Source organism: Alteromonas nitratireducens (assembly GCF_040812025.1).
In the GTDB taxonomy this organism is placed as follows: Bacteria; Pseudomonadota; Gammaproteobacteria; order Enterobacterales; family Alteromonadaceae; genus Alteromonas; species Alteromonas nitratireducens.
Window position 1 is genome coordinate 187,214 of sequence record NZ_JBFNPK010000006.1, and the last position, 21,124, is coordinate 208,337.

Here is a 21,124-nt window from a genome sequence, read left to right on the forward strand (position 1 = left end):
ATCAGAACCAGTACATCAGCTGTGCAGCCCACATCCGCCAGGCTTCCTGGTTATGTCCTGACAGCACGGGATTGAGAATGCTCTGTGCGCGGGCGGTGCCATTCACCCAGTGGTGCTCGGCCTGGAAACGCCAGTTAGGGGCAATATCCCAGCGAAAACCGACGGTACGCGTGCGCATGTAACCCAGGTAGTCAGGCAGCAATCCGCCAGACTGCTCAACCAGACGAGTGCCATCGCGATCGTTGCGGTCAGGGTAGTACACATCGTAACTTAACAGCACACTGACATCGCTGTTCAGCAAATAGCGGAACTGGGCGTATCCCCCTTCCCCAACCCCGCTCTGATAAAAGTCAGTCGAGAACAGACCTTGGTAAGTCTGGTACTCGCGCAGGATCTCACTGCTGAACTCCCAGTTTTCACTGAAATACTGCATGCTCAGCATCAGGCGTTTAACTTCGACATTGCCGTCGAGGATCGGATCAGCGTCGGCTGCGTCGTAGCTGAATTCTGACGACAGCCCACTTAAACCCACCCGCCAGGACATGTCCGACGGCTGCCAGTACACACTGAACTGATGCACAAAGTCCTGGTCGGCCTCACCCTGCGCCAGACTGCTCAGCAGCGTATCCTGCTGCTCATCGCTCAGCTCAGAGCGCCCGTAGCTCCAGATCACTTCCCAGATGCTGTCGTCGGTAAACCGCTTTGCCTGCGCCTGAATACCGTCACTGCCAAGCGCAATATCACGGAAAATATCAAAATACACCGACTGGGGGAGTACCGCCGTGGCGCGGGTTTGCGGTACATCGCGGGTGGCAGAATACAGCCAGTGCCGGTTTTTAAAGCGGCCAATGTGCAGTTGCGGATCCCAGCCGGCCACCTCGGGCAGACTCCAGTCGACAAACAGATAGTCAAGACGGGTACCCTGATCATAACGATTGCCACCGTCCAGATAGACCAGCTGGCCTACCAGTGAAATGGACGGGTTCATGTCGTAACGGCCATTGATGCCCAGTTCGGTCAGCTCGGCAGTGATATCGTCATTGTCGGTAATAAACCGGCTGCCTTTGGATTGCGTCAGGCCCTGGGAAACATACCCATGCCAGGACACCGATTTGGCCTGAAGCCCGCCCGATAGTGTCAGTGCTGTTAATAAAAAGGCTACGCGCTTCATTTCGATTCAACCTTAATGACGTTGGCATCACTGAGTGCCCCTTCCTCGGCATAGCCAATGGCGCCGGGGGTATGCTGTACCGCATTGATGAGTTCTTGTTGCGTGGATAGTCGCACGGGTGGCTCTCCCTGGCCTGAATAGGTCACCTGATTCCACAGGCGCTCTAACTGATAAGGAAACATCTTCATTCTTTCACGGCAGAATGCCTTGTGAATGTCGCGGCTGTTTTCCAGTACAAAGACTTCGATTTTACTGCCGTCATCCCAGAACTGACGATGTCCGGTAAAAATCTGACGAATATCGGTCTGCGACAGCGTCGTTGCCGATACCGTCGGATTCACAATAACCACAATATTGTCATCGGTTTGTGCTACTGACACCGCAGGCATAAGCAGTACGCTAACGGAGAGAGCCGCGAGTGTGCTGCGCGTTGCGTGCATCAGTCTGCTGAAAAGTGTCAACGGGGAAGTCTCCCTGCCCATATGATTATCAACGTCTCTGTTTATCGTTATTCTAGTTAAGCTTACGTTGCGTTGCCGTGTTTAGCGCAGCGGTGTTTCGTCTTTCAACAGATTATCTATTTGTTCGATCACGCGGGACTCCGGGATCCGCGCCATCAACGTCGCGCCCTTCGCACGTGTTCCCCATGGCAGTGACTGCCAGGGTTTACCTTTTTGTTCTTCAATACATTCGTCGTACACCGACACCACGTTGTCGATATTGTTATAGGGTCCGGTACGACGCGGATTCGAGTGTGCATACAGGCCAATGACCGGCGTCCCCACCGTGGTCGCCATATGGGCTGGCCCGGTGTCCGGCGCAATCACCAGTTCTGCACGCTTTAACAGCGCAAGCAGCTGATGCAGCGATGTCTGGCCGGTATAATCCTTCGCCAGTTGCGGATTGCACGCCTTGATATCACTGGCAGTCTGACGGTCCAGCGCACCCGGTCCGCCGCACAATATCACAGACTTTCCCTTATTTGAGAGATAGTTAGCGATACTCGCGTATCGTTCTGGCAACCAATTTCGTTCTTTTTTGCTGGCCGCCGGACTGATGACAACAAACGGGCCAAGTTCCTCTGCCTGCGCCTGCGCCCATGCGTCGTCCTCGTCGGAGACCGGAATATCCCAGGCCGGGGCGTCCACCGGTGGCACGCCCAGCTTATCGGCAAAGTCCATGAATCCGTCAAGCACATGGGCCTGAGGGTGTGCGGCAACCCGTTCATTGGCGAACAGCCAGTGCAGCTCTTTACTGCGGTGCCAGTCAAACCCGATACGACGACGGGCTTTAATGACGCGCGACGCCATGTTGGCCCGCAGCGCAACCTGCATCATCAGCAGCGCATCAAATTCCTCGTTACCCAGCTCCTGCTTCAGCGCTTCTACTGCCGCTTTGCCTTTGGACTTGTCAAATATCACAAAGCGGATCCCCGGCATTTGTTTCACCAGCTGATATTCGACTTTCCCGATAACCCAGGTCAGTGCAGCATCACGCCAGTGCTGCTGGATCCGGTTTACCATGGCCACGGCATGGCACACGTCACCAATCGCCGACAGGCGCATCAGGCAAATCTTTTTGCTCACGACAGTACTCTCTTGCTGAAAACGTCAAAGACATGAATAAAAATGGTAGACTAGCCAGTACTTTACCATACGTTATTATTGAGATGGCGATATTACAGAAAAACACCCCGTCCGGTGAGGTCGTGTTGTATGACGATACGCTTATCGCCGACCCCGATGCGAGCCTGTTCGACGCCGAATACTGGCGAAGCCAGCAGCGCGTTATTGGTCAGGCAAAAGGGCGTGGCACCACGCTGTTTATTGACACCGGCAAGTATCGCTGGGTACTTCGCCATTACTGTCGGGGCGGTCTGGTGGGCCGTGTGCTGCGCGACGAATATGCCTTTACCGGCCTTAAGCGTACCCGCGCGTTCAGTGAGTTTCGCCTGCTCGCATCGCTGCGGGGGCTGTCTTTGCCGGTGCCTCGCCCGGTTGCTGCCAGGGTAACCCACCACGGTCTCTGGTATCGCGCAGACATTATTATCGACATGATACCGGACAGCCGCGACTGTCATGCCCTGTTGTGCGAATCGTCGCTTGGCCCGTCGCAGTGGCACACCATCGGCGCCACCATTGCCCGGTTTCATCAGCATCAGGTTTATCATCATGACCTTAACATTCGTAATATTCTGCTGGATGCAAACGACACGGTCTGGCTGATTGACTTTGACCGCTGCTCGCAACGTAATGGCGAGACGTGGAAGCAGGGTAACCTTGACCGATTGCTTCGCTCGTTACGTAAAGAAAAAAATCGCGAAGCGCAGTTTCACTGGACAGAGCAGGACTGGCAACATTTGCTGGAAGGCTACCGCCGTGCCTACATAGGCGAGACCGAAAAAAACTAAACCGTTGTGGCGTTGAATCCGTTGTTATTTATCGCTACTGTTTGCACCATATTATGCTGAGCACATTAGAAGACTATGCATACCCGCGCAATTTATCCCGGAACCTTTGACCCTATCACCAATGGCCATGCCGATCTGATCGAACGGGCATCGCAATTGTTCTCGCACGTGATTGTAGCGATAGCATCGAACCCCAGTAAGCAACCGCTGTTTTCTCTGGACGAGCGTGTTGAGCTGATAAAAAAAGTCACGGCTTCACTGCCGAATGTTGAAGTGATGGGGTTTACCGGCCTGCTGGCAGACTTTGCCGACCAGCAGAATGCCACGATCCTGATCCGTGGCCTGCGCGCAGTGTCTGACTTCGAATATGAGTTTCAGCTGGCAAACATGAACCGCCGTCTGAACCCAAAGCTGGAAAGCGTGTTTCTGACACCGGCCGAGGAAAACTCCTTTATTTCATCAACCCTGGTGAAGGAAGTGGCACTGCACCGCGGTAACGTGGGTGGCTTCTGCCACCCGGAAGTAGAAAAAGCCCTGTATCGTCGCCTGCATGGCAACAAGGACGCCTGATTTAAGTGAACTCAGCGCTGGCAGCGGTGGCAGAAAAACGTGTTGCGCTGCCCGATCACTTCACTTTTGATGGTGCCTTCACAACGTTCGCAGTCCTTGCCAGCCCGGCCATATACCCTGAGGTGCTGAGCAAAATACCCCGGATTGCCATCACTTTGGGTAAAGTCTTTTAACGTGGTGCCCCCCTGCTCAATGGCTTTGGCTAACACCTCTTTAATCGCGGCGGTCAGCACCTGATAGCGCGCGGCACTGATTTTACCGGCCGCGCGACGTGGGTGGATCCCCGCCATAAACAGTGCCTCATTGGCGTAAATATTCCCAACGCCAACCACAACATCGTTATCCATGATAAAGGTTTTAACCGGTGAGGTTTTCCCACGCGACAGCCGGTACAGGCGCTCATTGTCGAACTCATCGGTCAGCGGCTCTGGGCCCAGCGATTGCAGCTGTTTTAAGGTTTCGCCGGGCAATTGCCATAAACAGGCGCCAAACCGGCGAGGATCATTGAGGCGCAGACACTTTCCACTGCCCAGCACCACATCCAGATGGTCATGCTTGATCACAGGCGTGTGCTTATCGATAACGCGAAGCTTTCCGGACATTCCAAGGTGCAACACCATGGCCCCTTTGGCAGTTTCGATGAACAGGTATTTTGCCCGCCGGCGTACCGCCAGAATGGTTTCGCCAACCGCATCCTGCACGGCGTCAGGTACCGGCCAGCGCAGGCGCTTATCGCGCACAATAACCGACTCAATACGTTGCCCTTCGAGCCAGGGCGCAATCCCCTGCCGGCTGACCTCGACTTCCGGTAACTCAGGCATAACTAAAACTCTCCTTCGGGTAACCAGGGTAACAATGAAGACAGGGAGGCGTCGCGCAGCTGATACCAGCTACCGTTGTACTTTACCAGCGTGCCGCTTTCGGAGGGATAAAACGCATAGACCTGCCCCTGACTCTGACCGGCCAGCCATACTACCGCCACCACCGGCGATGTGGACGGTGCGTTAGTTGCAAAGGAAACCGGCACCAGGGTAGCAGTCTGCCAGGCGCGCAATTGTTGCTGCGGAGTAATGGCAGGCTGAGGCGTGGTTTGGGTGCGCTGTCGCCACTGTTGGCCGGCACGTTCAAGCACATTGCCATCCTGCTCAATTTTGAGCACAAAGTCGTTACTGCCGATGACCGAAAGCACATCATCTGATGTCGGCTGAGGAAGGAAGCTGTTGAGATTAAACAGGGCTATCATCGCCAGCATGGCAAAGATAACCACATTATTCATGGCGCGCTGTGACAACCTGGCCACGCGAACTCCTGTGATGAAAACGGACCGTAAAAATAGCTTACCACACAACACAAAAAACCCGGCATCGGCCGGGTTTTCGTGGAGACAAAAGCAAGCGTTATTTACTTGATTTTTGCCTCTTTAAACATAACGTGCTTACGAACAACGGGATCATACTTTTTGATCTCCATTTTGCCCGGCATGTTACGCTTGTTCTTGTCAGTGGTGTAGAAGAAACCAGTACCTGCAGAAGAAACGAGTTTAATTTTATCACGCATAGTCGGCTTCCTTAGATTTTCTCACCACGGGCACGGATGTCAGTCAGTACTGAATCGATACCTTTCTTGTCGATGATACGCATGCCTTTTGCAGACAGACGCAGCTTAACGAAACGATTTTCACTCTCAACCCAAAAGCGGTGAGTTTGAAGGTTAGGCAAAAAGCGACGACGGGTCGCGTTTCTTGCGTGCGAACGGTTATTACCAACCGTAGGACGCTTACCTGTTACTTGACATACTCTTGACATTGTATTTGTCTCCAGAACAACGATAACTGTCGCGCCAATCGATCCCACCACTCATTTAGTCACTGGGTCAAATGACGTATAACCACAAATTAGAGGGCGCATTTTATACAGCAATGCGCCCCCGAATTCAATAAGAAAAGTAAAAAACTACCGTTTTACGGCTGATTTGACCGTGACACAGGGTAAAAAACGCAAAATTGCTGAAATGACATGAAACAACGGCGCTGTCATCTCGAATCGTCCGCGCTATACTCGCAGCCACACAGGCCGTAATCAATAAAAAACATCGCCAGGGGATGTGACATGCGCTTTTTATTTTATATTTCACAGAATTACTCGTTTGAAATCCTGGCGCCACTTGAGGCTGTCATGCGGGAAGAAGGTCACGAGGTACGATGGTTTTTTGAAGGCAATGAGGTTAACCCCGCCCGTCTGCCAGCCACCAGCAGCCGGCTTATTAGTGTTGACGAGGTGGTCAGCTACCAGCCTGACGCAACCTTTCTGCCCGGCAATATCGTCCCGTCGTTTATTCCCGGCCTGAAAGTACAGGTTTTTCATGGCTTTGAATGGAAAAAGAAAGGCCATTTTCGTATTCGTGACTGTTTTGATTTATACTGCACGCAGGGGCCGTTTTTCACTGAGCGTTTTCTCGCACTGCGGGAGCGCCATCCGCATTTTACCGTCAGGGAAACCGGCTGGACCAAGCTGGACCCTCTGTTTACTACCCACGACAGAGCAACGAAAAACTCACCACCAGAGATCCTCTACGCGCCGACGTTCTCACCCAGCTTTACTTCGGCTGACGCCCTGTTGTCGCAGATATATGCGCTGAGTGAGCAGCAGGACTGGCAATGGAAAGTAAAATTCCATCCCAAAATGGATAAAGCCGTCATTGCACGTTATCGCGATGCCCAGAATGCCAATCTGGAAGTGGTTGAGTCAGATTCTATCCTGCCGTTACTCCAGCGCTGCGACGTAATGGTGTCAGACACTTCATCGGCAATAACTGAGTTCCTGCTGATGCATAAGCCGGTGGTAACCTTTAATAATGCCGAGCCTGATGACGTGCTGATAAACATTACCGACCCTTCGGCGCTGACCGGTGCGGTCACTCAGGCACTCAGTGGGGATGGTGCGCTGACTGCGCGGATCAGCGAGTATTGCGCCCGCATGCACCCTTATACCGACGGTCAGTCTGCGCGCCGGGTACTGGCTGCAACGCTGGATGAACTCGCTCATTTTCCGCGCCCTGAAAATAAGCCAAAGCCGCGTAACTGGCTGCGAAACCTCAAGCTCAGAAAGCGCCTCGGATACTGGAAGTAAGTCAGCTGAGCAGCCCACGCTGGGCCAGCGACACCGTCGTGGTTGCCCCGACAATGATGTGATCAAGCACACCAACATCGATCAGCCCCATTGCCGCCACAATATCGCGGGTAAGCCGGATATCGGCGTCACTGGGCTCAGCCACCCCCGAGGGATGGTTGTGGGTCAGTATAACCGCCGCGGCATTGTCAGCAATGACCTGCCGGATAAGTTCGCGGGGATACACTACGGCACTGTTGATGGTGCCGGTAAACATCACTCTGAACGCGATCAGCTGGTGCTGACTGTCCAGCAGCATCATGCCAAATTTTTCTTCCCGACAGTCCTGTAACTGGGCGCGCAGAAACTGACGGGCATCCTCGGCGCCATTAATGACATTGCCGCGTTTGAGCGGCGCCTCCAGATGGCGACGGATGATCTCAAACGCCGCCTGCAGCTGTGCATAGCGGGTTCTGCCGACCCCGGCCAGTCCGGTGAAATCCTGCTCGCTGGCGGTCACAATTGCAGACAGTGAACCCATTTCGTCCAGTATTGCGCGCGCCAGCGTCAGCACACATTTGCCCTTCTGGCCGGTACCCAGTAACACCGCAAGCAATTCGGCGTCTGACAAACTGTTTACGCCCCGGTAAAGGAGCTTTTCTCTTGGCCGCTCCATCACCGGCCAGGCTTTCATAGATGGCATTCGCATCCCCTGCGTCTTTTTGCCAGTTATAGCCAAAAGCGTCGTTTTGCTCGACTGTTCAGAGTGTCGGTTTATGCCATTCACACGGCTACCGAACCCGAACGCTTCGTGATAGGCTATATCGCATTAACAGGTACCTGCATTTCGCTATGACACTAGCCAACACCAAGGTTTTACTCGGCGTGACCGGGGGAATTGCCGCTTACAAGACGCCCGATCTGGTCAGAAAACTCACAGCCCAGGGTGCAGACGTCCGAGTGGTTCTGACCGACTCGGCCGCAGAGTTTGTGAGTGCACTCTCTCTTCAGGCTGTATCCGGCAACCCTGTCCACCAGCACCTGCTGGACCGCGATGCAGAAGCTGCCATGGGGCATATTGAACTGGCCAAATGGGCGGACATTCTGCTGATTGCGCCTGCCACCGCGAACTGCATGGCTAAACTGGCCAACGGGCTGGCCGATGATCTGTTATCTACCCTATTTCTGGCAACCACCGCACAGGTCTTCATTGCGCCCGCGATGAACCAGCAAATGTGGAAAGCGCCGGCAACCCAGCGCAACCTGTCTGCTCTGAGCATGATGGGCGTCACCGTACTGGGGCCGGACAGCGGTGAACAGGCCTGCGGCGATGTCGGGGCGGGACGCATGCTTGAGCCTCTGGATATTGTTGCCGCGCTGGCGCCACCAGCCGATCCGCGCCTGGCAGACCGCCACATTGTTATTACGGCAGGCCCCACGCGGGAAGCGCTCGATCCGGTGCGCTACATCAGCAATCACAGCTCTGGCAAAATGGGCTTTGCGCTGGCGGCAGCCGCGGCCGCCCGGGGCGCGAAAGTAACCCTGATAGCCGGACCAGTCAGTCTTGCCACACCACCTGGCTGCACCCGCATTGATGTGCAAAGCGCACAACAAATGCTGGATGCCACCATGAAGGTCATTGATAGTGCCGACATCTTTATTGGTACTGCCGCTGTTGCGGATTACCGCGCTGCCAGTGTGAGCGACCAGAAAATAAAGAAAACCGGTGATGAGTTAACGCTTACTTTTATTAAAAACCCTGATATTCTTGCTAATGTCGCATCGCTGCCACAGCCACCTTTTACGGTAGGGTTTGCGGCTGAAAGTCACGACCTGGCGCAGTATGCGAAAGATAAGCTGACAAGAAAACGGTTGGCCATGATTGCAGCTAATGACATCACGGTACCCGGACTGGGCTTTAACAGCAATGAAAATGCGCTTCATGTTTTCTGGCCCGGTGGCGATAAGACATTGCCACCGATGTCAAAAAACGCGCTTGCCGGGGAACTGGTAAGCATGATCGCCGCGCGGTTCAGCGAAGCCGCACGGGAAAAATAATAACAACACGACACGGCACTACGCCAACTACAACACGGAACACGGGCGACAGACCCGGTAGCGGAGGAACACTCTCGTTATGCCAGCTGTAAAAAAACCCAATCGCCGCGCGCAGATTCTGCAAGCGCTTGCCGGAATGCTGGAGACCAGCCCCGGGCAACGCATTACAACGGCAAAACTGGCTGAAAAAGTCGGCGTCTCTGAAGCCGCACTGTATCGCCACTTCCCCAGCAAGGCCCGCATGTTTGAAGGGCTGATTGAATTTATCGAAGAAACCTTGTTTACCCGCATCAACAAGATTGTTAATGAGGAAAAAGACTCGCTTGCACGCTGCCAGCTGATTCTTCACCTGATTTTAGGTTTCGCCGAAAAGAACCCGGGGATTACCCGTATTCTTAATGGCGATGCCCTGATGGGTGAACAGGAGCGTCTGCGAGCCCGTATCGCCAAACTGTATGATCGGCTTGAGACACAGTTAAAGCAGGTATTGCGTGAACGCAAACTGCGTGAAGGCAAAGATTTGTCCGCCGATGAAGGCGTCATTGCCAACATGCTGATTTGCTATACCGACGGACGCATAAACCTGTTTATCCGCAGCGGCTTTACGCGCAAGCCTACTGAGCAGTTTGCCGACCAGTGGCAATGTTTTAAACGGTTATTTGTATAACAAAAAAGGCGCCTGAGGCGCCTTTTTTGTTGCTTAGTTACGACCAAAAGTGGTGCCGAAGAAATCGCCTTCGTTCCAGCTTGGACGTGCATCCTGGTTAGCCAGCGTCCAGCCTATCTGGGCATTTACCCGGGTAAAGGTGTCTGCCGCATTCCAGTTAAATGGCTGATGAATGTCATCACTTGGCTTGTGGTAATGGGTAGACAGGAACTGTCCGAAAACCTTGGCACCGTCTACCTCAGGATCCTTGGACTTAAGACCCGGTACCAGGAACACAGCCGGGACACCCTGTTTTACAAAGGCATAGTGATCTGAGCGGGTGAACAGTGCCTGCTCAGGCCATGGATCCGGACTCAGTGAAATACCGGCATTGCTGGTCGCTTTCTCAACCGAGGCCTGCATGTCACTGTGGTTGGCACCAAACGCAATAACATCCGCAAACTCGTAGGTCAGGATAGGCATATCAAGGTTAACGTTGGCCACCATAGACTGCACCGGTACAGTAGGGTTATGCGCGAAATAATCGGCACCCAGCAGTCCCTTCTCCTCGCCGGTTACTGACACAAACAGAATAGACCGCTTTGGTTTGTGCTCCATCTGGCTGAACAGGCGGGCAGTTTCCAGCATAACCGCGGTACCAGACGCATTGTCCATCGCCCCGTTATTGATGTTGTCTTTTTTCACGGTTTTCGCAAACCCGATGTGATCGGAGTGGGCAGAGAACACAACATACTCATCTTTCAGCGCAGGATCGCTGCCTTCCAGTTTAGCCACTACATTGGGACTGGAGATTTGAGTATGGGTACTCTGTTTACTCATCGATACACTACCAGGCAGTGGGAAACCGGCGGGCACACCATCATTCTCGAGGATGGCGTAGACCTCATCCAGTGACTGCTCGGCACCGTCGAACAGCACGCGCGCAGCGCCTTCGCTAAGGTAAGCCCCGTCTTTGAGCTGCGGGAATGTATTTGCAGGTGTATTGTCGTCTTTCAGCCATGCCATACGCGGGGTATGGATGTAGCTGAGGCGGCTCTGGTAAGGACGCACTTTTTCATTTTTCGGCGTGGTCACGGTGATCATGCCAATCGCACCATGCTCTGCGGCATACTTCTGCTTCTGATAGCCAGAGGCAAAGTGCGCGCCTTCCTCAGACGGAAACGAGCCCGGCTTGCCTGCCAGTGTCACAACAATCTTGCCCTTCACATCCAGGCCGTCGTAGTCGTTGTGGTTAAGCTCAGGGGCAATAATGCCGTACCCGACAAACACCATTTCACCGGTCACGCCGGCCTGCTCTGACAGCAGACTGGGGCCAGCCAGGTAGTCTTTCGGGTAATCAAAAGAAACAGTGTCGCCGTTTTTGGTCAGTGAAAACTGGGGAGATTCCTGTACCAGCATCGCTTTGCGGAATCGCACATTCTGCATGTAGCCATCAGTGCCCATTGGGGTCAGCCCGTACTTGGCAAACTCGGTGGCAATGTACAGTGCGGCAATGTCATGACCGCGAGAGCCGGTATCCCGCCCTTCCAGCAGATCGTCGGCTAAGAAGAAAAGGTGTGATTTAATGCGCTGTGTATCAGGCGAAAACGACACCTCACCGCCTTCATGCTGGTGTGCACCCGCACTAAACGCCAGTAACGCTGCCGCAGCGCCACTCAGCCATGTCTGGCCGAACCATTTTTTTACTGTCATAGGTACTACCTGTTGTTAATTTTTCGACATGGTAACCCACCGCCGTCCATTCGCCAATTTGATTGCACCGGTTTGCGACCTGCGTCCTGTTTACATGATAAAACCGTGTCAAAGCGCTTTGCATAGTCAATTCTCCACGGTGTAAAATTGCCGCCCTGATTAACCTTAATCTGTTAAACCATGAGCAGTGAAGATCCTATTTACCGAGTGCAGTTTGTCAGTAATGGCGAACGCTACGAGCTGTATGTAAAACGCCTGACTCAGGGCAGCCTGTTTGGGTTTGTCGAAATTGGCGATTTTGTCTGGGATACCCACACCAGCGTGGTGGTGGATCCCTCCCACGAAAAGCTCAAAACAGAATTTGCAGATGTCACCTCTACCTATGTGCCAATGCATAACGTGCTGCGAATTGATGCAGTAAAAAAACAGGGGACTGCCAAAATCACACAATTATCTGATAAGGTGACAGCATTCCCGGGACCAATCTACACACCAAAAAATGAGTGAGCCCGTCGCAGACTGAGGCCGCCGACACGGAGACACCATGGTAAAACGCATATTTTTGTTCACCCTTTTCTGGGTTTGCTCAGTCAATATGGCGCTGGCGGAAAACCAGGATCAGTCACTTTACCGCCTGCTGGATGAAATCTGGCAGTATGAACTGAGTGTGTCTCCGATGATGGCATCCCGTGAAGGGCTGAGTGAGGCCAACGACAAACTGGCTGACATCTCTCCTTCTGCCAGAAAGGCAGAATATGAACACTGGCTGGACTTCAAAGAGAAACTCAACGCCTTTGACGCCACTGTGCTGTCAGATGAAGCCTATATTTCATTACTGATGCAGCATTATCGTCTGGATAATTACATTTCTGGTTACCGCTTTAATGATCACCTGGTGCCGATTACGTCAGAATACGGTTTTCATGTTGGTATGGCGTCTTTGCCCAGAGCGGTAAATTTCCGCGACGTCAAAGACTACACCGACTATCTGGCCCGCCTGAAAGCCCTGCCAGCCTATTTTGAACAGCAAATTTCGTATATGCGGGAAGGTCTTGAGACCGGCTTCACGCAGCCAAAAGTGGTCATGCAGGGCTTTGAAGACTCTGTGCTTCCTTACATAAAAGAAGCGGCGACCGACAGCCCGTTTTATGCACCGTTTAAGACGTTCCCTGAGCACATTGACGAACCAACCCGACAAAAGCTTCAGCGTCAGGCACAAGCCGTCGTTGAACAGTCGGTCACCCCCGCTTATCAGGCGTTTTATGACTTTTTAGTCAATGATTATATTCCCGGAGCCAGAACCTCAATTGCGGCAAAAGACTGGCCTGATGGTGAAGCGTACTACCGCGACAGGGTAAAACACTACACCACCACAGACATGACGCCTGAAGAAATACACGCCTTAGGAAAAGCAGAAGTGGCGCGCATCCGGGCCGAGATGCAGGAGATTGTCGATAAGCTTGAATTTGATGGCACCATTGATGAGTTCATTCATTTCCTGCGTACCGACCCACAATTTTACGCTGACAGTGCAGAAGCACTGCTGAAAGAGGCGTCGTTCATTGCCAAGAAAATGGATGCAAAGCTGCCGTCGCTGTTTGAATTTCTGCCAAGAACCCCTTACGGCGTTGCCCCGGTGCCAGACAGCATTGCGCCGAAATACACCACTGGTCGCTATGTTGGTCCCTCCAGAGATGACGAGCCGGGATACTACTGGGTAAACACCTATGCTTTGGATAAGCGCCCGTTGTACGCCCTGCCCGCGCTGACTCTGCATGAGGCAGTACCCGGTCATCACCTGCAGATTTCACTGGCCGCTGAGCTGGAAGACCTGCCCAAAGTCAGACAGAACACGTATATTTCAGCATTTGGCGAGGGCTGGGGGCTGTATTCAGAGTTTCTGGGTATCGAAGCCGGCATCTATGAAGATGAGTATGACCACTTTGGCCGCCTGAGCTATGAAATGTGGCGGGCATGTCGTCTGGTCGTGGATACCGGCATGCACATGTTTGGCTGGAGCCGTGATCAGGCGCTGGATTATATGCTCACGAATACCGCGTTATCCGAGCATAATGTCAGGACTGAAATTGATCGCTACATCTCCTGGCCGGCGCAGGCGTTGTCTTACAAAATTGGTGAGATAAAAATCAAAGCACTGCGTAAGCAGGCAGAGTCTGAGCTGGGTAAAGACTTTGACGTGAGAAAATTTCACCGTGCCGTGCTGGAGCACGGTTCCGTACCACTTTTCATTCTGGAGAAGCAGGTTAACCGCTATATTCAGACAACCCAGGAAGCACGCCAGCAATGATCTCGTTTAGTATTATTGGGATATTGTCCCTGCTGCTGATTTATTTTGTATTGCGCTTTCAGAATGTACAGCGCGAACTGGTAGTCGCACAGGGCAACGCCAAGGCCTTATCAAAGCGGACGAAATATGCATTAAGAACCGTATTACTGCTGGCCAGCGAACAGCAACAGGACATTATGGGCCGGCTGGAAACCGCAAACAGTAAAGGACTGATCAAAGCCAAGGATTACGAACACCTGCACACGCTGTTCAGTTACTTCACCGATATTGTCATGGCCTGCTGTGAAAAAGACGCCACCGTTGAAGAAGCTATTAAATTTGTGCTTCGGGGCAAGGACACCTCACTGCAGGACGTGAAAGATGTGATCAAAAATATGCCCAGCGAGGTGCGCTTAAGCTGGTCACGAAATACTGCAGAAAGCTTTATCAGCGCCTGTGGCAACATTGCCCGTTCGTTTATGGGTAAAACAGAATCTTCGAAAAATCAGGAACCTGCCGGCAACACTGACCAAAGCAAGGGATAGTCAGTTGCATTAGGTCATTCCTGCACTATAATACTGTATACATGTACAGTATTGTAGTGCTATGACTGATCCCCATTCTCTTATTGATAAACACCCAGGTATCTGGCGAGCCAACCGGCATCCGTCCGGTCGTGATCGGTTTGAAACCGGCCATACACCGCTGGATAACGCCCTAAATGGCGGGATAAGCACGTCTGGTCTGGTACGTATATGCAGCGCTTCTGGTATTGGTGAAGTCTCGGTCTTTTCACGCGTATTGCAGGCACACCGACAACATAAACTGGTCATGTTTATTAATGCACCCGGGCGCCTGCAGGGTGACTGGCTAACCCGGCGGCAACTTTGTTGCGAACAGGTATTTCAGCTCTCCACGCCGAACGATCAGGAGGCCTTGTGGGCTGCCGAACAGTGCCTCAAAAGTGCCAGTTGTCATGCTGTGCTACTCTGGTGCAGTGCCATTCATCTAAAACAGGCAAGGCGCCTGCATGTTGCCGCAACCAGTAATGATGCGCTGATATTTCTGTATATGCCGGAAACTGCCAGACACACAGCATTACCGGTGAGTCTTGATCTTCAGTTAACTCCGACAGAAGAAGGGCTTTGTGTCCGCATAAAAAAGCAGTTGGGTGGCTGGCCTGTCGACGATATCCGCTTTGCGTTTTCTTATGTACCAACCAACGCGCCCATAAGCCGGATCATGGAGACCGATAATACCGACACCGGTGTACTGCGTACGGTAAGTTAACATGCAACACTGGCTGTACCTGCACTTTCCCTCGCTATCACTGGACCTTCGGTTATTGGGTGACACCGCCAGCGACATGCCGACCGCGATATATGCACCGTCTCAGAATCAGGTTTGTCAGATCAATCAGGCCGCCCGTAAACACGGTATTTGCGTAGGCATGGGAATGGCCCAGGCCGCCGCGTTATGTTCTGATTTACAGGTGCATACCTACGATGCGCAAGCGCAAAAGCGCTATTTACTTAGCCTGGCAGATCGGGTGTACCAGGTTGCCTCGGACATTCTGGTGGTGGAAGAGCAGGCGCTGGCCGTACGTCTGGACAATCTGCGTTTCCTTTATGGTAACGACCAGGTTGCCTTCAATGCCATCGTACATGAAATTTCGCCGCGGGTATCAGACATACAGTATGCCGGTGGCTGGAGCGTAGAGTGTGCCAGGGTACTGGCTCTGGCGCATAGTAATATGCTGCAAAGTGACACGGTGGCGATCAGGCAGGCGCTAGACGCGTGTTCTCTGCAATTTACTGAACTGGATACAAAAACAATCAGTGCGTTTCACCGCATTGGCGTGCGAACAATAAAACAATTAATGGCCTTACCCGTCAGTGAGCTGGGAAAACGTTTCAATAATACGACCCTCCGTTATATTCATGCATTACGCAGTACGGGGTTTACCCAACTCACGCCTTTTCAGCCTCAGGACACGTTTTCTCAACGTGTGGAAGTCACTTTTGATATTGAGCTTGCGGCCCACTGTCGCCCTTACCTTTGCCGGCTACTGAATAATCTGGAAGTGTTTTTACGTGTAAGAAACCAGGGCAGTAATGAAATACGTATTACCCTGAGCTACCGTGACGCGCCCTCTGACAGCCGCACGTTCTCGTCTTCGGCTTTACTGACGCAAGCCGGAAGCTGGCTCAGACTTGTCGATGTCTGGCTTGAAACCTGTCAGTTGCCTGCACCGGTTACCCAGCTGCAACTGGATTGTGAGGTTCTGGAGCCTCATCAGGGTAACAGTGGTGATTTCTTTACCGACAAAACCAGTTATTTTGCCAGAGCACAACTGCTAAGCCGCTTACGCACCCGCTTTGGTGACGAGGCGCTGTGGCAGCCCTCAAGACAACATGATCATCGCTTTGGCGTGTTGTCAGATGCCCCCCGGCCTGCCAGCCACGACGCAGTAAAAGACGATTCACCAGCCTTTATCCTGGCAACGCCAGACGTACTGGGCGCAGAGAGCCGGGTCATTTTCGGCCCACACAGAATTCAGACAGGCTGGTGGGACAACGCTGGTGTAAAACGCGATTATTTTATTGTGCGTACCTGTCAGGGGGAGCACTGGCAGGTTTTCAGAGAAGATGCTGGCCCCTGGTATCGACATGGAGTCTATAGTTGATGCGTTACAGTGAACTGATTTGCCAGAGCACCTTCAGCTTTCATACCGGTGCCTCATCACCGGAAGAGCTGGTGACTACTGCGGCCTTTCTTGGCTATCAGGCTATTGCCATCACCGACGAGTGCTCTGTAGCAGGAATTGTTCGTGCACATGCTGAAATCAGGCGACAAAACCTGTCGGTTAAACTTATCACAGGCAGTTTTTTCCGCTTTTCCGATAGCTTGTCTTTCGTACTGCTTTGCCCTTCCCAGGCTGCCTACTCCGAACTCTGCCGGTTAATTACCCAGGCGCGGCGGCGCGCCGAAAAAGGCCAGTACCAACTGGCAGAATGGGACTTAAGGACCATTAAACACTGTCTGTTTATCTGGATACCGACACAGGGTGAGGCGCAAAATGATCACTGGGCAGCGTGGCTGAAATCGTTTCATCAGGACCGTTTATCTATTGCTGGCTTTCGCTGGCTGGATGGTAATGATCATCAGCGATTTGCCGAACTGGAACGTCTTACCCACACCTACGGATTACCTGTGGTAGCCGCAACCCACGCACTGTTCCATCATCCCGACCGCTTGCCTGTACAACATGTCTTGCATGCCATACGGACCCACAAACGGGTTGATCAACTGGGCCTTGAAGCGATTGCAAATGCGGAGCGCAGTTTGCGCACCCCGGCTAAGTTAAAGAAGCTTTACCCGGCATCATGGATAAACAATGCCTGTGAGCTGGCTGCCCAGTGCACCTTTTCGCTGGATTCACTGCATTATCAGTATCCCGCAGAGCTGGTACCGGAAGATAAAACTCCCATCGGTTACCTGCGCGAGTGTGTTGAAGCAGGCATAAAACGTCGCTTCCGGGACGGACTTCCAGACTCGATACGAGAGATCATTAGAAAAGAACTTCGGCTGATACAGGAACAACAGTATGAATACTTTTTTCTGACCATTCACGACATTGTGCAGTTTGCGAAACGGCGCGGTATTTTATATCAGGGACGGGGCTCGGCGGCTAACTCGGTAGTTTGTTATTGCCTGGAAATTACAGCTGTCGATCCACGCCAGATCAACGTACTGTTCGAGCGCTTTATTTCCAAAGAACGGGATGAACCACCTGACATTGATGTGGACTTTGAGCATAACCGGCGCGAGGAGGTCATACAGTACATTTACCAAAAATACGGCCGGGAGCGCACGGCCCTTGCCGCCACGGTGATTACCTACCGGTTTAAGTCTGCATTTCGTGATGTGGGTAAAGCGCTGGGATTTAATGAAACCCAGCTCGACTATATTATAAAACAGGTAAACCGGCGCGATCGTGCTATGCCCTGGCAGTCACAAATCACCGGTCATGGGCTTGATGAGAATAGCCAAAAAACACAGCAGCTGATTTCACTGACTGAGGCCATCCTCGGCTTCCCCCGCCATTTGTCTCAACATGTTGGCGGCTTTGTGATTGCCAATGGGCCACTTTATGAACTGGTGCCTGTTGAAAATGCCGCCATGCAGGAGCGTACTGTCATTCAGTGGGATAAGGACGATCTTGAATATCTTGGCCTGCTCAAGGTCGACATTCTCGCACTGGGTATGCTGACTGCAATTCAAAAATGCTTTTCGCTAATCCGGCAACACTATGGTTATGACGTCACTATTCCCTTCATAACCCGGCTGGGTGATGATCCGCAGGTCTATGACATGGTCTGTGAAGCCGATACGGTCGGCGTTTTTCAGATTGAGTCACGCGCTCAGATGTCGATGCTTCCCAGGCTGAAGCCCCGGTCTTATTACGATTTAGTCGTTCAAATTGCTATTGTGCGGCCGGGCCCTATTCAGGGCGACATGGTGCACCCGTACCTTCAGCGCAGACATGGCATGATGCCTGTGACCTACCCCTCTGACGCGGTTGAATCTGTGCTCTCCCGTACGCTTGGTGTACCTATCTTTCAGGAGCAGGTCATTCAGCTTGCTATGGTGGCTGCCGGCTTTACCGGCGGCGAAGCAGATCAGCTCAGGCGCGCCATGGCGAGCTGGAAAAAAGATGGCCGTATTTATGCGTTTCGTGACAAGCTGATCCGCGGGATGATGGAGAAAGGCTACGATGAACAGTTCGCGGAAAATTTATTTGAACAGATAAAAGGCTTTGGTGGTTATGGCTTTCCCGAGTCACACTCTGCTTCTTTTGCCGTGCTTGCTTATGTTTCGTGCTGGCTCAAATACTATTTCCCTGCCGCGTTTTATGTAGCTCTGCTCAATAGCTGGCCTATGGGGTTTTATTCACCTTCACAACTGGTTCAGGATGCAAAGCGACACGGCATTGAGGTCTATGCACCCTGCGTTAACCACTCGCAGGTTGAACATACACTGGTGATGACTGCAACCGGCGTTGCCATTCAACTTGGGTTACGTTTAATTAAAGGTTTGTCTGACGAGGCCGCTGCTACGGTAGTTCGTGCCAGACCTGATGGCGGCTATCCCTCAATAAATGCGGTCAGACAAACCGGGATCAGTCGCAATGACACAGCTTCGCTGGCCAGTGGTAACGCATTTCGGCTTCTCAGTGAACATCGCTTCGATGCGCGCTGGACATTGATGGACCAGCAGCCTGATTTGCCCCTGTTCGCTTCACAACAGGACACATTCCGTCTGGCTCGATCACCGGAAGACGAAGAGGATATGATTGAGGATTATCATGCCCTTAGCCTGTCAGTGACACACCATCCGATTGCACTGCTGCATAAAAAAAACGCCCTGCGAGGCATTACCCTTGCACGGGATTTATCGCAGGTGCAGAACAAGGGTCTGGTAAAAGTATTCGGCTGTGTCACCGGCCGACAGGCTCCCGGCACAGCTGGCGGCGTCACATTCATTACCCTTGAGGATCATACTGGCAATATGAATGTCATCGTGTGGCAGGCGACGTCGCGCGCACAGCAACGGGCCTATCTTAATGCCAGGCTCCTCCAGGTGGACGGCATTCTTGAACGCTCGCCGGAAGGTGTGGTGCATATAATTGCAGGAAAACTGACAGACAGAAGCGATGCCCTGACTGGTTTTACCCAGAATTCACGGGATTTCCACTGACTACGTATCACCCTTAACATTTACACGGCCTCTTGCTTAGGATACTTTTAGTATGTAGTAGGAGGTGCTCTGGCTATGTTTCAGCGGTTTATACAGGGTCTTTTCATAATAGCCAGCCTTATGGCATGTCGTATTCAGGCTGACACGTTTGTCGTGGGCGCCCAGGATATTCAATATTATCCCCACTATGATTTCGGTTCCGAAATCGATAAAGGTTATGCATGGGCGGTACTTCAGGCATTTGCCAAAGCCACTGGTCATGAGTTTGTTTATCTGGATATGCCGGTCAGGCGCCTTCAGATGGAAATGGTTAAAGGCAAAGTGGATTTTGTCTATCCCGACAATCCGGACTGGTACAATCAAATTATTCCTGCAAGTAAAAAGACCTTTTCTCAGCCATTAACCCGTGCGCTCGGCGGAACAGTGATGCTGGCGGATAATGTTGGACAAGGTATTGACGCGATTAAACGCCTTGCAATGCCCCTTGGGTTCACGCCGCTTAACTGGCAACAACGCATCGATACCAAGCAAACCATACTGACTACGGTTACCGACATCCCATCAGGACTTAAGTTATTGTCGCGCCATCGTGTTGACGCTATGAACATCGAATATCACGTCGCAAAATATATTGAGTCTGTGACACCAGATATCAGCAATCTGACCCTGGATGTCAGCTTACCCCATGCTGATGTTGGCTTTATGGTCGCAACAATTCGACATGGAAAGCTAATCGAACAGCTCGATGCCTTCATTGACAGTCAACCAGCACTTATTGCCCGCCTGAAAGCGCGTTATGGCCTTAGGGATCCGCAAACCATCCTTGCGGAACTGGCAGAAGAACAAACAGCTTCAGCGCACTGAATCAGCATCTGAACATTATTACTTAGTGGCCCACTCTACCCGCTTACTTCCACTAAACTGTTTGCAGTAAGCCCTGTCACGTTGTTATCAACAATAGCCGCTACGTGCTTTTGAACCTCACTATTTAGATCGGAAAGTCCCAGACGACCACGTTGTCACATGGGGCTTAGGCCCTCACTCAGGTTTTGAACAGTGAGTGAAACGAGCGAGGGGTACCAGTGGTACGCCGAGAGTAGAGCATGAAGCACGGATGCAGAGCTGGTCATTGCACCAGGGATGGGTTGTTACTCTACGCTTCATGCAGAACTCGCGCCCTGAGATTGTTTCCCGATGGGTTAGGTCGCTCTTTGAAGTGGCACGTCAGTGCCAGTTCTGAAAACAAAAAACCCAGCTTTCGCTGGGTTCTTTGTTTTTCGAATTGGGAGCCTGGCGGTGTGCTACTCTCACATGGGGAGACCCCACACTACCATCGCCGCTAACGTGTTTCACTTCTGAGTTCGGAATGGATTCAGGTGGTACCACGTCGCTATTGCCGCCA

21 protein-coding genes and 1 rRNA gene are annotated in these 21,124 nt (G+C 52.3%); 12 read left to right on the forward strand and 10 right to left on the reverse strand.

Annotated elements, in window-relative coordinates; genetic code table 11:
• Position 1: 1 nt before the first annotated feature.
• The 3 genes from AB1N33_RS07855 to AB1N33_RS07865 form a co-directional block, all read right to left on the reverse strand.
• A complete protein-coding gene (locus AB1N33_RS07855; RefSeq protein ID WP_411270996.1) occupies positions 2-1,171 on the reverse strand; it encodes a hypothetical protein in 1,170 nt (389 codons plus the stop codon).
• Positions 1,168-1,611, reverse strand: coding sequence for a hypothetical protein (locus tag AB1N33_RS07860; RefSeq protein WP_411270997.1), 444 nt, complete (start codon positions 1,609-1,611; stop codon positions 1,168-1,170). Before AB1N33_RS07860 ends, AB1N33_RS07855 begins: the two co-directional genes overlap by 4 nt.
• A 102-nt stretch (positions 1,612-1,713) precedes the next feature.
• Positions 1,714-2,757 carry a glycosyltransferase family 9 protein gene (locus AB1N33_RS07865; RefSeq protein ID WP_411270998.1) on the reverse strand — a complete coding sequence of 348 codons (1,044 nt, stop codon included), beginning with the start codon at positions 2,755-2,757 and terminating at the stop codon, positions 1,714-1,716.
• Positions 2,758-2,840: 83 nt separating this feature from the next.
• Between AB1N33_RS07865 and AB1N33_RS07870 the strand changes: the two genes are divergently transcribed.
• Positions 2,841-3,581: a 3-deoxy-D-manno-octulosonic acid kinase gene (locus AB1N33_RS07870; protein ID WP_411270999.1), complete on the forward strand. Its 741-nt coding sequence runs from the start codon at positions 2,841-2,843 to the stop codon at positions 3,579-3,581.
• Positions 3,582-3,656: 75 nt separating this feature from the next.
• On the forward strand, positions 3,657-4,151 hold the full coding sequence (coaD, locus tag AB1N33_RS07875) for a pantetheine-phosphate adenylyltransferase (protein WP_411271000.1): 495 nt from the start codon (positions 3,657-3,659) through the stop codon (positions 4,149-4,151).
• An 11-nt stretch (positions 4,152-4,162) separates the two neighbouring features.
• Here coaD and mutM read toward each other — a convergent pair whose 3' ends face one another.
• The 4 genes from mutM to rpmB all read right to left on the reverse strand — a co-directional run bounded on the left by mutM (position 4,163) and on the right by rpmB (position 5,956).
• The gene (gene mutM / locus AB1N33_RS07880) at positions 4,163-4,972 is read right to left on the reverse strand and encodes a bifunctional DNA-formamidopyrimidine glycosylase/DNA-(apurinic or apyrimidinic site) lyase (RefSeq protein ID WP_411271001.1); all 810 of its coding nucleotides are present in this window, start codon (positions 4,970-4,972) and stop codon (positions 4,163-4,165) included.
• A gap of 2 nt (positions 4,973-4,974) precedes the next feature.
• Positions 4,975-5,451: a hypothetical protein gene (locus tag AB1N33_RS07885; RefSeq protein ID WP_411271002.1), complete on the reverse strand. Its 477-nt coding sequence runs from the start codon at positions 5,449-5,451 to the stop codon at positions 4,975-4,977.
• A 101-nt stretch (positions 5,452-5,552) separates the two neighbouring features.
• Positions 5,553-5,708 carry a 50S ribosomal protein L33 gene (gene rpmG, locus AB1N33_RS07890; protein WP_012516577.1) on the reverse strand — a complete coding sequence of 52 codons (156 nt, stop codon included), beginning with the start codon at positions 5,706-5,708 and terminating at the stop codon, positions 5,553-5,555.
• A gap of 11 nt (positions 5,709-5,719) precedes the next feature.
• The gene (gene rpmB, locus AB1N33_RS07895) at positions 5,720-5,956 is read right to left on the reverse strand and encodes a 50S ribosomal protein L28 (RefSeq protein ID WP_044055442.1); all 237 of its coding nucleotides are present in this window, start codon (positions 5,954-5,956) and stop codon (positions 5,720-5,722) included.
• 303 nt (positions 5,957-6,259) lie between these two features.
• Here rpmB and AB1N33_RS07900 point away from each other — a divergent pair, with 303 nt between their 5' ends.
• A complete protein-coding gene (locus AB1N33_RS07900) occupies positions 6,260-7,279 on the forward strand; it encodes a CDP-glycerol glycerophosphotransferase family protein (protein WP_411271003.1) in 1,020 nt (339 codons plus the stop codon).
• A gap of 1 nt (position 7,280) precedes the next feature.
• Here AB1N33_RS07900 and radC read toward each other — a convergent pair whose 3' ends face one another.
• On the reverse strand, positions 7,281-7,961 hold the full coding sequence (gene radC / locus AB1N33_RS07905) for a RadC family protein (RefSeq protein ID WP_411271004.1): 681 nt from the start codon (positions 7,959-7,961) through the stop codon (positions 7,281-7,283).
• 149 nt (positions 7,962-8,110) lie between these two features.
• Between radC and coaBC the strand changes: the two genes are divergently transcribed.
• Positions 8,111-9,316 (forward strand): bifunctional phosphopantothenoylcysteine decarboxylase/phosphopantothenate--cysteine ligase CoaBC, encoded by a 1,206-nt coding sequence (coaBC, locus tag AB1N33_RS07910; RefSeq protein WP_411271005.1) that lies wholly within the window; start codon positions 8,111-8,113, stop codon positions 9,314-9,316.
• A 79-nt stretch (positions 9,317-9,395) separates the two neighbouring features.
• Positions 9,396-9,983 carry a nucleoid occlusion factor SlmA gene (slmA, locus tag AB1N33_RS07915; RefSeq protein WP_411271006.1) on the forward strand — a complete coding sequence of 196 codons (588 nt, stop codon included), beginning with the start codon at positions 9,396-9,398 and terminating at the stop codon, positions 9,981-9,983.
• A gap of 33 nt (positions 9,984-10,016) precedes the next feature.
• Here the strand turns inward: slmA and AB1N33_RS07920 are convergent, their stop codons facing one another.
• Positions 10,017-11,675, reverse strand: coding sequence for a M28 family metallopeptidase (locus tag AB1N33_RS07920; RefSeq protein WP_411271007.1), 1,659 nt, complete (start codon positions 11,673-11,675; stop codon positions 10,017-10,019).
• A gap of 180 nt (positions 11,676-11,855) precedes the next feature.
• Between AB1N33_RS07920 and AB1N33_RS07925 the strand changes: the two genes are divergently transcribed.
• The 7 genes from AB1N33_RS07925 (at position 11,856) to AB1N33_RS07955 (ending at position 20,586) form a co-directional block, all read left to right on the forward strand.
• A complete protein-coding gene (locus AB1N33_RS07925) occupies positions 11,856-12,182 on the forward strand; it encodes a DUF1820 family protein (RefSeq protein WP_411271008.1) in 327 nt (108 codons plus the stop codon).
• A gap of 37 nt (positions 12,183-12,219) precedes the next feature.
• Positions 12,220-13,983, forward strand: a complete 1,764-nt coding sequence (locus tag AB1N33_RS07930) for a DUF885 domain-containing protein (protein WP_411271009.1) — start codon at positions 12,220-12,222, stop codon at positions 13,981-13,983.
• Positions 13,980-14,507, forward strand: a complete 528-nt coding sequence (locus AB1N33_RS07935) for a hypothetical protein (RefSeq protein WP_411271010.1) — start codon at positions 13,980-13,982, stop codon at positions 14,505-14,507. The genes AB1N33_RS07930 and AB1N33_RS07935 overlap by 4 nt, the downstream gene beginning before the upstream one ends.
• Positions 14,508-14,568: 61 nt before the next feature.
• Entirely contained in the window at positions 14,569-15,252 is a 684-nt protein-coding gene (imuA, locus tag AB1N33_RS07940) for a translesion DNA synthesis-associated protein ImuA (protein ID WP_411271011.1), read from the forward strand.
• A 1-nt stretch (position 15,253) separates the two neighbouring features.
• Positions 15,254-16,648: a Y-family DNA polymerase gene (locus AB1N33_RS07945; protein WP_411271012.1), complete on the forward strand. Its 1,395-nt coding sequence runs from the start codon at positions 15,254-15,256 to the stop codon at positions 16,646-16,648.
• On the forward strand, positions 16,648-19,722 hold the full coding sequence (locus AB1N33_RS07950; RefSeq protein ID WP_411271013.1) for an error-prone DNA polymerase: 3,075 nt from the start codon (positions 16,648-16,650) through the stop codon (positions 19,720-19,722). Before AB1N33_RS07945 ends, AB1N33_RS07950 begins: the two co-directional genes overlap by 1 nt.
• Positions 19,723-19,842: 120 nt before the next feature.
• The gene (locus AB1N33_RS07955; protein WP_411271014.1) at positions 19,843-20,586 is read left to right on the forward strand and encodes a substrate-binding periplasmic protein; all 744 of its coding nucleotides are present in this window, start codon (positions 19,843-19,845) and stop codon (positions 20,584-20,586) included.
• 424 nt (positions 20,587-21,010) lie between these two features.
• On the opposite strand, the gene rrf is transcribed toward AB1N33_RS07955, so the two are convergent.
• Positions 21,011-21,124: ribosomal RNA gene (gene rrf, locus AB1N33_RS07960) — 5S ribosomal RNA — on the reverse strand; the annotation flags it as partial.